The organism is Campylobacter sp. 2018MI13, assembly GCF_018501135.1.
Classification (GTDB): Bacteria; Campylobacterota; Campylobacteria; order Campylobacterales; family Campylobacteraceae; genus Campylobacter_E.
On sequence record NZ_JAHCZC010000246.1, the window covers coordinates 1 to 430 of the forward strand.

Annotated in this window: 1 protein-coding gene; it reads right to left on the reverse strand. The window is 64.2% G+C overall.

All coding sequences use genetic code 11. The annotated features are described in order from the left end of the window. Positions 1–430 (reverse strand): GTPase (locus KJQ99_RS11400; protein ID WP_214150734.1); only part of this gene is annotated, 430 nt, incomplete at both ends.

The following is a 430-nucleotide window of genomic DNA, read 5'->3' on the forward strand; positions in this document are numbered from 1 at the left end:
AGGTGGCAAATAGGGCGTCTTCTACAAGCACGCCCGCGTTCGTCATGGCATTAATGAGCGAGGATTTGCCGGCGTTGGTGTATCCGGCGATGGCGATCTGGGCGATCGTGGAGGATTGGCGCCGGGAACGCTTGACCTCGCGAGCGGTCTTCATCCCGCGCAGTTCCTTGCGCAGGCGCGCCATTTCGGTGCGGATGCGCCGGCGGTCGGTCTCGATCTTGGTTTCACCGGGCCCGCGCAGGCCGACGCCACCAGTGGAACCGGCGCGGCCGCCGGCCTGGCGCGAGAGAGTGCCGCCCCAACCGCGGGTGTGGGTATAGAGGTATTCCAGCTGCGCCAGCGAGACCTGCGCCTTGCCCTCCTTGGACGTTGCGTGTTGGGCAAAGAAGTCCAAGATGAGCATGGTGCGGTCGATGACCTTTCTATTGAG